This is a genomic window from Nocardia sp. No.11, assembly GCF_038752175.1.
GTDB classification, from domain to species: domain Bacteria; phylum Actinomycetota; class Actinomycetes; order Mycobacteriales; family Mycobacteriaceae; genus Nocardia; species Nocardia canadensis.
Genome location: NZ_JBCGFB010000078.1, coordinates 18,940 through 29,265, shown reverse-complemented (window position 1 = coordinate 29,265; position 10,326 = coordinate 18,940). Strand labels below are relative to the sequence as shown.

The 10,326-nt window shown below is 67.4% G+C and carries 7 protein-coding genes and 4 pseudogenes; 6 read left to right on the top strand and 5 right to left on the bottom strand.

Features of this window, described 5'->3' with window-relative positions; translation table 11 throughout:
- Both V8688_RS21585 and V8688_RS21580 read right to left on the bottom strand, forming a co-directional pair.
- Positions 1–1,317: pseudogene (locus V8688_RS21585) on the bottom strand (AMP-binding protein); the annotation flags it as partial.
- Positions 1,294–2,005 (bottom strand): annotated as a pseudogene (locus V8688_RS21580) (AMP-binding protein); the annotation flags it as partial. The pseudogenes V8688_RS21580 and V8688_RS21585, both read right to left, overlap by 24 nt.
- 359 nt (positions 2,006–2,364) lie before the next feature.
- Here V8688_RS21580 and V8688_RS21575 point away from each other — a divergent pair.
- From V8688_RS21575 to V8688_RS21550, 6 genes and pseudogenes are all read left to right on the top strand, one after another.
- The gene (locus V8688_RS21575; protein ID WP_218720673.1) at positions 2,365–3,993 is read left to right on the top strand and encodes an ABC transporter substrate-binding protein; all 1,629 of its coding nucleotides are present in this window, start codon (positions 2,365–2,367) and stop codon (positions 3,991–3,993) included.
- 60 nt (positions 3,994–4,053) lie between these two features.
- Positions 4,054–4,980: an ABC transporter permease gene (locus V8688_RS21570; RefSeq protein WP_218720674.1), complete on the top strand. Its 927-nt coding sequence runs from the start codon at positions 4,054–4,056 to the stop codon at positions 4,978–4,980.
- Positions 4,973–5,902, top strand: a complete 930-nt coding sequence (locus V8688_RS21565) for an ABC transporter permease (protein WP_218720675.1) — start codon at positions 4,973–4,975, stop codon at positions 5,900–5,902. Before V8688_RS21570 ends, V8688_RS21565 begins: the two co-directional genes overlap by 8 nt.
- A complete protein-coding gene (locus V8688_RS21560; protein ID WP_218720676.1) occupies positions 5,899–7,572 on the top strand; it encodes an ABC transporter ATP-binding protein in 1,674 nt (557 codons plus the stop codon). The genes V8688_RS21565 and V8688_RS21560 overlap by 4 nt, the downstream gene beginning before the upstream one ends.
- Before the next feature lie 123 nt (positions 7,573–7,695).
- Positions 7,696–7,860, top strand: a complete 165-nt coding sequence (locus V8688_RS21555) for a hypothetical protein (RefSeq protein WP_218720677.1) — start codon at positions 7,696–7,698, stop codon at positions 7,858–7,860.
- Between the two features lie 11 nt (positions 7,861–7,871).
- Positions 7,872–7,997 (top strand): annotated as a pseudogene (locus tag V8688_RS21550) (oxidoreductase); the annotation flags it as partial.
- Here V8688_RS21550 and V8688_RS21545 read toward each other — a convergent pair.
- The 3 genes and pseudogenes from V8688_RS21545 to V8688_RS21535 form a co-directional block, all read right to left on the bottom strand.
- A pseudogene (locus V8688_RS21545) lies at positions 7,988–8,173 on the bottom strand (acetyl-coenzyme A synthetase N-terminal domain-containing protein); the annotation flags it as partial. The pseudogenes V8688_RS21550 and V8688_RS21545 sit on opposite strands and share 10 nt — an antisense overlap.
- Positions 8,174–8,247: 74 nt before the next feature.
- Entirely contained in the window at positions 8,248–9,882 is a 1,635-nt protein-coding gene (locus tag V8688_RS21540) for a cation acetate symporter (protein WP_218720647.1), read from the bottom strand.
- On the bottom strand, positions 9,879–10,235 hold the full coding sequence (locus V8688_RS21535) for a DUF485 domain-containing protein (RefSeq protein WP_218720648.1): 357 nt from the start codon (positions 10,233–10,235) through the stop codon (positions 9,879–9,881). Before V8688_RS21535 ends, V8688_RS21540 begins: the two co-directional genes overlap by 4 nt.
- Positions 10,236–10,326: the final 91 nt, after the last annotated feature.

Here is a 10,326-nt window from a genome sequence, read left to right as displayed (position 1 = left end):
GCGGTGACGCCGGGCAGTGGCGAGATCATGATGGCGCCGGTTTCGGTTTGCCACCAGGTGTCGACGATCGGGGTCTTGTTGGCGCCGAGGACGTCTCGGTACCAGCGCCAGGCTTCGGGGTTGATGGGTTCGCCGACGGAGCCGAGCAGGCGCAGGGTGGTGAGGTTGTGGGCGTCGGGGATCTCGCGTCCCCATTTCATGAAGGTGCGGATCAGGGTGGGGGCGGTGTAGTAGATGGTGACGCCGTATTTTTCGATGATCTCGAAGTGGCGGTGTTCGTTGGGGGAGTTGGGGGTGCCTTCGTAGACGACTTGGGTGGCGCGGTTGGCGAGGGGTCCGTAGACGATGTAGCTGTGGCCGGTGACCCAGCCGATGTCGGCGGTGCACCAATAGATGTCGGTGCCGGGTTTGTGGTCGAAGACGTTGTGGTGGGTGTAGGCGGCTTGGGTGAGGTAGCCGCCGGTGGTGTGCAGGATGCCCTTGGGTTTTCCGGTGGTGCCGGAGGTGTANGTGGGTGTAGGCGGCTTGGGTGAGGTAGCCGCCGGTGGTGTGCAGGATGCCTTTGGGTTTTCCGGTGGTGCCGGAGGTGTAGAGGATGAACAGGGGGTGTTCGGCGGGGAAGGGCTGGGCTTCGTGCGACGGCGAAGCGAGCGAGACGGTTTCGTCCCACCACAGGTCGCGGACCGGCGTCCAGGGCACGTCCAGGCCGGTGCGGCGCACCACCAGCACACGCTCGACCGAGGTCGGGTCGTCGCCGAGCGCCTCGTCCACCGCCGACTTCAGCGGCGCGGGCTTGCCACGGCGCCACTGCCCGTCGGTCGTCACGATCAGGCGCGCCTGCNAGAGGATGAACAGGGGGTGTTCGGCGGGGAAGGGCTGGGCTTCGTGGGAAGGCGAAGCGGTCCCGACGGTTTCGTGCCACCACAGGTCGCGTTCATCGGTCCACGGCACCTCGGTACCGACCCGCCGCACGACGAGCACGTGCTCGACCGAGGACGGCACATCGCCCTTGGCGGCGAGCGCCTCGTCGACGGCCCCCTTGAGTGGTGCGGGCTTGCCGCGTCGCCACTGACCGTCGGTGGTGATGATCAGCCGGGCCTCGGCGTCGTCGACGCGCTGGCGCAGCGCCGTCGGCGAGAAGCCGGCGAACACCACCGAGTGGGTGAGACCCAGCCGCGCGCAGGCCAGCATCGANAGGCCGGTGCGGCGCACCACCAGCACACGCTCGACCGAGGTCGGGTCGTCGCCGAGCGCCTCGTCCACCGCCGACTTCAGCGGCGCGGGCTTGCCACGGCGCCACTGCCCGTCGGTCGTCACGATCAGGCGCGCCTGCGCGTCGTCGACGCGCTGGCGCAGCGCCGTCGGCGAGAAGCCGGCGAACACCACCGAGTGGGTGAGACCCAGCCGGGCGCAGGCCAGCATCGACACGATCGCCTCGGGCACCATCGGCATGTAGATCGCGACGCGATCACCGGCGACCAGCCCGAGCGCGGTGAACGCGTTGGCCGCGCGGGAGACCTCGNAACACCACCGAGTGGGTGAGACCCAGCCGCGCGCAGGCCAGCATCGACACGATCGCCTCGGGCACCATCGGCATGTAGATCGCGACGCGATCGCCCGCCTCGAGGCCGAGTTCGGTGAGGTAATTGGCGGCGCGGGAGACTTCCTCGAGCAGTTCGCGGTAGGTGATGTCGCGGGAGTCGCCCGGTTCGCCTTCCCAGTGGATGGCGACCTGGTCGCCGTGTCCGTCGATGACGTGGCGGTCGACGCAGTTGTAGGCGACGTTGAGCTCGCCGTCGGCGAACCAGCGCGCGACCGGGGCGTCGCTCCAGTCGAGCACCTGGGTGAACGGCGTGTGCCAGTGCAGCCGGTTGGCCTGCTCGGCCCAGAAGCCGTCACGGTCGGTCTCGCCGCGCTCGTAGAGGTCGGCGCCCGCGTTGGCGGAGGCGGCGAACTCCGCGCTCGGCGGATACGAGTCCTGGTGTCCTGCAGCGGTTTCGGTCATGTCGAATCAGCCTCACATGCCTGGTGCGGTCGGGTCGGTCGGGCGGGGCTCACCCCTGCTCCCTCGAGCGTAGTCAACCCGGTCGCGCTCTCGTCGGCGTTGTGTCGGCAAGGTTTCGGCACGGTCAATCGGCGCCGGTTCATCCGATGACTTCGCGGACAGACCGGCCGGTCGCGGGCTATCGTTTTAAATCAACCGTTCAGCTGATGGTTCCGAGAATTGTTCATATTTTTCTGCCGAACATGAGGGGTTCGGCATTTTTTCCTGCGTTTCCGTCGAGTAACCGTACTGATACATGTGAAGCGAAAAAGGCTCGGTTCACTGAAAAACCGGGCCGAAGTGGCTAACCTCCGAGCGTTATGCCACGGGAATCGAACCGGGAGAGAGCGTTGAGATTCATCAGAGCGACCGCGCTGATCGCAGCGGGCCTGGCGGCCACAAGCCTCGGCCTGACCGCGTGCTCGTCCGACGACAGTGCTGACGCGAGCATTGTCACCACCAACGCGGGGGAACCGCAGAATCCGTTGGTGCCGACCAACACCAACGAGAACATGGGTGGTCGCGTCGTCGACCGTTTGTTCGCCGGGCTGAAGTACTACGACGCCACCGGTGAGGCGCACGACGAGATGGCGGAGAAGATCGAGACCGCCGATCGCAAGTCGTACCGGATCACCATCAAGCCGAACTGGAAGTTCACCGATGGCACGACGGTGACCGCCAAGTCCTTCGTGGACGCGTGGAACTACGGCGCGCTCGCCTCCAACGCTCAGCTGCAGAGTTACGTGTTCACCCCCATTGTCGGATTCGACGAGGTGAATGCCGAACAGCCCAAGGCGCAGACGATGTCGGGTCTGAAGGTGGTCGACGACCGCACCTTCACCGTGGAGCTGAAATCCCCCTCGATCGATTTCGAGAGCGCTCTCGGCTACGCCCCGTTCTATCCGCTGCCCGATGCCGCCTTCAAGGACATGAAGGCCTTCGGCGAGAACCCGATCGGCAACGGCCCCTACGCCTTCGGCTCCTGGGAACACAACGTCAAGATCGACCTGAAGCCCAACCCGGATTACCCCGGCGGCCGCCCGGCCAAGAACAAGGGCCTGCGGTTCGTCATGTACCAGTCCTTCGACACCGCCTACGCCGATCTGCAGGCGGGCAATCTCGACACTCTCGACACCATTCCCGACAGTGCGCTGACCTCGTACAAGAGCGATCTCGGCGACCGCGCGATCACCAAGCCGACCGCGCAGAACCAGCACATCGGCATCCAGACCACCGTGCCGCATTTCGGTGGTGAGGAAGGCGTGCTGCGCCGCAAGGCGATCTCGATGGCGATCAACCGCCCGCAGATCATCGACAAGATCTTCAACGGATTGCGCATTCCCGCCCGCGATTTCACCGCCTCGACGCTGCCCGGCTTCGACGGCAACCTGCCCGGCTCGGAGGTGTTCGACTACAACCCCGATCAGGCCAAGAAGCTGTGGGCGCAGGCCGACGCGATCTCGCCGTGGTCGGGCAAGTACACGATCACCTACAACTCCGACGGCGGCCACCAGGCCTGGATCGAGGCCGTGGCCAACAGCGTGAAGAACACCCTCGGGATCGACGCGGTCGCCAACCCGGTGCCCACGTTCAAGAACGTGCGTGACGCGGTGAACGCCAAGACCATCGGCACTGCCTTCCGCTACGGCTGGCAGGGCGACTACCCGACGATGATGCAGTTCCTGTCCTCGCAGTACTACAGCTACTCCGACACCAATAACGTCGACTACAACAACCCGGAGGTCGACCGCCTCTTCGACGCCGCCATGGCCGCGCCGACCCAGCAGGAGTCCTACAAGCTGATCGCCCAGGCGCAGACGATCATGATCAAGGACATGGCCGACATCCCGGTGTTCGACTATGTCGCCGCCGCGGGCCGATCCGACCGGGTCACCAAGGCCGAACTGGCCTGGAACGGTCTGTTCGACTTCGAGAACATCGAGAAGTAACCACTCGGTACTGGGCCGGGCCACTTCCGTGGCTCGGCCCCAGTCGTTTTCGGAGGAATGATGGCTTGGTACATAGTTCGGCGCCTGCTCCAGATGATCCCGGTCTTCCTCGGCGCGACGCTGCTGATCTACGCGATGGTGTTCCTGATCCCCGGCGACCCGATCAAGGCGCTGGCCGGGGAGAAACCGCTGACCCCGGCGGCCGAGGCGGCATTGCGCGCCCGGTATCACCTCGATCAGCCGTTCATCGTGCAGTATCTGCACTATCTGAAGGGGATTCTGACCCTCGATTTCGGCACCTCGTTCTCGGGGAGGCCGGTGCGCGAGGAACTCGAGCGCGCCTTCCCGATCACGATCCGGCTCGCGTTTCTCGCGGTGCTCATCGAGGGCTTCTTCGGCATCGTGTTCGGCCTGATCGCGGGCCTGCGCAAGGGCAAGCTCTTCGATTCGGCGATGCTGATCGCCAGCCTGGTGATCATCGCCCTGCCGGTGTTCGTCGTCGGTTATCTGGCGCAGTTCTTCCTCGGCGTCAAATGGGGGATCGCGCCGGTCACCGTCACCGGGAACGCGAGCCTGGGGGAATTGCTCGTTCCGGCGTTCGTGCTCGGGTCGCTGTCGTTCGCCTACGTGCTGCGGCTGACGCGTAACTCGGTGGCGGAGAACAAATCCGCCGACTACGTGCGCACCGCGACGGCGAAGGGGCTCGGCCGCAGGCGCGTGGTGACCGTGCACATCCTGCGGAATTCGATGATCCCGGTGGTGACCTTTCTCGGCGCCGATTTCGGTGCGCTGATGGCGGGCGCCATCGTCACCGAGGGCATCTTCAACATTCCCGGCGTCGGCGGCACCATCTACCAGGCGATCACCCGCGGCGAGCCGCCCACGGTGGTGTCGTTCGTGACGGTGCTCGTCGTGGTGTTCCTGGTGACCAACCTGATCATCGACCTGCTCTACGCCGCGCTCGACCCGAGGATCCGTTATGCATGAGAGCCAACAGCATTTCGTGGCCCCCGCCGACGAGGTGGAGGTGCTGGCCACCGACCGGGTGGTCGAGGCGGGCACGCCGACCAGCATCTGGGGCGACGCGTGGCGGCGGTTGCGCCGCAATCCGGTGTTCCTGGTCGCGGTCGTGCTGATCGTGCTGGTGCTGCTGGTCGTGGTGTGGCCGTCGCTGTTCACCAGCCAGGATCCGAAGCTGTGCCTGGGCGAGTTCGGCATGGACGGCCCCCGCCCCGGCCACCCGTTCGGTTTCGACAAGCAGGGCTGCGATGTCTACGCGCGCACCATCTACGGCGCGCGGGCCTCGGTCAGCGTCGGTGTCGGAGCGGCCATGCTGTTCCTGCTGGTCGGCGGGGTCCTCGGCGCGCTGTCGGGGTTCTACGGTGGCTTCCTCGACACCGTGGTCTCGCGGATCGCCGAGATCTTCTACGCCATCCCGATGGTGCTGGCGGCGATCGTGCTGTTGCAGCTGCTGCGGCCGACGACGGTGCTGACGGTGATCCTGATCCTCGTCGCCTTCACCTGGCCGCAGGCGGCGCGCATCGCTCGCGGCGCGGTGATCGAGGCCAAGAACAGCGAATACGTCACCGCGGCCAAGGCGCTGGGAGTGTCGCGGCTGGGGACGCTGGTGCGGCATGTGCTGCCCAACGCGGCCGGTCCGCTGATCGTGGTCGCCACGCTGTGGCTCGGCGTCTTCATCGTCACCGAGGCGACCCTGTCGTTCCTCGGCGTCGGCCTGCCGCCCGACATCGTGGCCTGGGGCGCCGACATCGCCCGCGCGAAGTACGAGATCCGTACCTCGCCGATCCTGTTCTACCCGGCGGCCGCGCTGGCCATCACGGTGCTGAGCTTCATCCTGCTCGGCGACGCGGTGCGCGACGCGCTCGATCCGAAGGAGCGCACCCGATGAGTGACGCCACCCCGCTGCTCGAGATCCGCGACCTCGACGTGTGTTTCACCACCGACGGGACGCCGGTGCCCGCCGTGCGCGGGGTGAATCTCACCGTCTTCCCCGGTCAGACCGTCGCCATCGTCGGTGAGTCGGGGTCGGGCAAGTCGACGACCGCGCACGCGATCATCGACCTGCTGCCCGGCACCGGCAAGGTCACCGGCGGGCAGATCCTGTTCGACGGCACCGACCTGACCACGGCGTCGGAGAAGGAGATCGTCGCGATCCGCGGCAACGGCATCGGCCTGGTCCCGCAGGACCCGATGTCGAACCTGAACCCGGTGTGGAAGATCGGCTTCCAGATCCGGGAGACCCTGGCGGCCAACGGCATCGCCACCGGCGACGCGGCCCGCCGACGCGCGGTCGAGCTGCTCGCCGAGGCGGGCATGTCGGATGCCGAGCGGCGGGTGAACCAGTATCCGCACGAGTTCTCCGGCGGTATGCGCCAGCGCGCGCTCATCGCGATCGGGCTGTCCTGCCGGCCGAAGCTGCTCATCGCCGACGAGCCGACCTCGGCGCTGGACGTCACCGTGCAGCGGCAGATCCTCGGCCATCTCGAACAGCTCACCACCGAGCTGGGGACCGCGGTGCTGCTGATCACCCACGACCTCGGCCTGGCCGCCGAACGGGCCGAACACCTGGTGGTGATGTATCGCGGCCGGGTCGTGGAATCCGGACCGGCGCTGCAGATCCTGCGCGATCCACAGCACGCCTACACCAAGAAGCTGGTCAGTTCGGCGCCGTCGCTGGCGGCGCAGCGGATGTCGTCCTCGCGGCAGCGGGCCGCCGTGCGCGCGCAGGCCGTGGAGGTGGCCGAGGCGGGCGACAACGTCGGCGACACCGTGCTCGAGGTGCGGAACCTGACCAAGGCGTTCAAGATTCGCGGCAAGCGGCCGTGGCAGTCCACGGACTTCGTGGCCGTCGACGACGTGAGCTTCTCCGTCGACCGGGGGACGACCACCGCGATCGTCGGCGAGTCCGGCTCCGGCAAGTCGACCATCGCCCAGCTGGTGCTCGGCCTGCTCGAACCGACCGCGGGCAGCGTGGTCTTCGACGGCAAGGACGTGGCCGCGCTGGACACCAAGGGCGCGTTCGCCTTCCGCCGCCGCGTGCAGCCGATCTTCCAGAACCCCTACGGCTCGCTCGACCCGATGTACTCGATCTTCCGCACCATCGAGGAACCGCTGCGGGTGCACAAGATCGGTACCCCGGCCGAACGGGAGAAGGCGGTGCGCGATCTGCTCGACAAGGTGTCGCTGCCGTCGTCGGTGCTGCGCCGCTATCCGAACGAGCTCTCGGGCGGGCAGCGTCAGCGGGTCGCGATCGCGCGGGCGCTGGCGCTCTCGCCCGAGCTGGTGGTCTGCGACGAGGCGGTCTCGGCGCTCGATGTCCTGGTGCAGGCACAGATCCTCACCCTGCTCAACGATCTGCAGGCCGAGCTGGGCCTGACGTATCTGTTCATCACCCACGACCTGGCGGTGGTCCGGCAGATCGCCGACAACGTGCTCGTCATGCGGGCGGGCAAGGTCGTCGAGACCGCGACCACCGACGAGGTGTTCGCGGCGCCCGCGCAGGACTACACGCGGGCGCTGCTGGAGGCGATTCCGGGACGGGAGCTGCTCACGGGGTGAGGTTCGGCGGGCGTTCCCGGTCCGGCTCCAGCCGGGCGAAACGCCGCGTCCGCGCAGTTCACCGGCGTACCGTGAGCGGGGTCCGAGGTGGTGCGGTGTGGAGCGCAGGGGTAGGAGACGCCGATGGATCGCATTCAGGCCGAACGGCAGGCCGAGCTGGAATCGCGCAGGCGCCGGGCGCTGACCCCGGCTGCCAAGCGGTTGGCCGAGGAACTGTGGCCGGACCGCACCTGGCCCGGGGTGCGCGGACTGCACGTGGTCGTCGGCGGCGCGGTGGTCGGCCGGTAGCCTCGTATGCCGTGACTGATCCGCTGCAGCCCCTGGTCGACCTGCCCGGCGTGCGTGAGGCCGCCGACAAGGCCCGCGACGCGCTCGCCGCGGTGCATCGGCACAAGTCGAACCGCCGTGGCTGGGCGACGACCGCCNTGAACGGCGTGTGCCAGTGCAGCCGGTTGGCCTGCTCGGCCCAGAAACCGTCACGATCGGTGCCGGCCCGCTCGGCCAGCGAGGCATCGGCATTCGCCTGCGCGACGAACTCCGCGGTGGGCGGGTAGCTGGTCGCGTGGTCGGGCCGGGTGGGGTCGGTGACTGCACCGGTCACAAGAGATCTCCTTCGAACAACAGGGGTGAAACCCGTGCCGGTGGTGGGGAACCACCGGCACGGGCAGGGCAACGTCAGTGCGAGATCGCCTTCTCCGCACCGACGCCGGTCAGGGCGCGCACTTCCATCTCCGCGGCCTTGGCGGTGTCGACCTGCTCGCCACGGCCACCGACGAAGGTGCCGATCACGCCGAGCGCGAAGGCCAGCGGGATGGACACGATGCCGGGGTTGGACAGCGGGAACCAGTGGAAATCGGTCCCGGTGATCATCGAGGTCTTGGTGCCCGACACCGCCGGGGAGAACACGATGAGCACGATCGTCGAGATCAGGCCGCCGTACATCGACCACAGCGCGCCGGTGGTGTTGAAGCGCTTCCAGAACAGCGAGTACAGGATCGTCGGCAGGTTCGCCGCCGCCGCCACCGCGAACGCCAGCGCCACCAGGAACGCGATGTTCTGGCCGTTGGCGAGGATGCCGAGCCCGATCGCGAGCACACCGATCACCACGGCGGTGATCCGCGAGACCCGCACCTGCTTGCGCTCGTCGACCTTGCCCTTCTTGATCACGCTGGCGTAGATGTCGTGGGCGAACGAGGCCGACGCGGTGATCGTCAACCCGGCGACGACCGCCAGGATCGTCGCGAACGCGACCGCGGAGATCACGCCGAGCAGGATCACGCCGCCGAGTTCGAACGCCAGCAGCGGGGCCGCCGAGTTCTGGCCACCGGCCGCGGCCAGGATCTTGTCCGGGCCGACGATGGCCGCCGCGCCGTACCCGAGCACCAGGGTGAACAGGTAGAACGCGCCGATCAGGCTGATCGCCCAGACCACCGAGCGCCGAGCCTCTTTCGCGGTCGGGACCGTGTAGAAGCGCATCAGCACGTGCGGCAGACCCGCGGTGCCCAGTACCAGCGCCAGGCCCAGCGACAGGAAGTTCAGCTTCGAGGTGTCGCTGCCGCCGTACTGCGCGCCGGGCGCGAGCACATCGCGGGCGGCGACGGCCTTGTTGGTCGACTCGCTCACCGATTCCTGGGCGGCACCGAGGATGTCGGAGAAGTTGAAGCCGAACTTCGCCAGCACCATCACCGTCATCAGCGCGGCGCCCGCGATCAGCAGCACCGCCTTGATGATCTGCACCCAGGTGGTGCCCTTCATGCCGCCGACCAGCACGTAGACGATCATCAGCACGCCGACGATCGCGATCACGACCGATTGGCCCGCGCGACTGGAGATGTCGAGCAGCAGCGCGACCAGACCGCCGGCGCCCGCCATCTGCGCCAGCAGGTAGAACAGCGACACGGTCAGCGTGGTCAGCGCGGCCGCGGTGCGCACCGGGCCTTCCTTCAATCGGAAGCTGAGCACGTCGGCCATGGTGAATTTGCCGGTGTTGCGCAGCATTTCGGCCACCAGGAGCAGCGCGACCAGCCAGGCGACGAGGAAGCCGATCGAGTACAGGAACCCGTCGTAGCCGTAGACGGCGATCGCGCCCGCGATGCCGAGGAAGCTGGCCGCCGACAGGTAGTCACCGGCGATGGCGATGCCGTTCTGCGGACCGGAGAAGCCACGACCGCCGGTGAAATAGTCGGCGGCACTGGCGTTGTTGCGGCTGGCCCGGATCACCACGACCATGGTGACCGCGACGAACAGCGCGAAGATGGCGATATTGGCGACGGGGTTACCCACCGTCGTGTCCGCGGCAAGGATGTTCACGCGCGGCCTTCCTCGAGAGACTCGCGAATGGCCGCGGCGCGCGGATCCAGCTCACGATTGGCGAAGCGGACGTAGAGCCCGGTGATGAGGAATGTGGAGACGAACTGCCCGAGGCCGAGCAGCAGACCCACGTTGATGTTGCCGAAGACCTTCGTGGCCATGAAGTCGTGCGCGTACGCGCCGAGCACCACGTAGCTGAGGTACCACAGCAGGAACAGCGCGGTCATCGGGAAGACGAAGCGGCGCAGGCGATTGCGCAGATCCTGGAACTGCGGGCTCGCCTGCACGGCGAGCCATTCCTCGGCACTCGGCGCGCGCCGGTCGGGCGCTTCTTCGGTATCGGTTTCGGTCATGCTCGAGGTCCTAGCGTGAGGGGGTCGTGCGTGGGATGACGGTAAGACGGCGAGCGGACCCGCAGGATGGTGTGGCCTGGGTCACTCGGTG

Excerpts from the sequence above, each read along its gene's own strand:
- V8688_RS21535 (WP_218720648.1), bottom strand. The coding sequence starts at position 10,235 with ATGACCGAAACCGATACCGAAGAAGCGCCCGACCGGCGCGCGCCGAGT.
- V8688_RS21560 (WP_218720676.1), top strand. The coding sequence starts at position 5,899 with ATGAGTGACGCCACCCCGCTGCTCGAGATCCGCGACCTCGACGTGTGT.
- V8688_RS21565 (WP_218720675.1), top strand. The coding sequence starts at position 4,973 with ATGCATGAGAGCCAACAGCATTTCGTGGCCCCCGCCGACGAGGTGGAG.
- V8688_RS21570 (WP_218720674.1), top strand. The coding sequence starts at position 4,054 with ATGGCTTGGTACATAGTTCGGCGCCTGCTCCAGATGATCCCGGTCTTC.
- V8688_RS21555 (WP_218720677.1), top strand. The coding sequence starts at position 7,696 with ATGGATCGCATTCAGGCCGAACGGCAGGCCGAGCTGGAATCGCGCAGG.
- V8688_RS21575 (WP_218720673.1), top strand. The coding sequence starts at position 2,365 with ATGCCACGGGAATCGAACCGGGAGAGAGCGTTGAGATTCATCAGAGCG.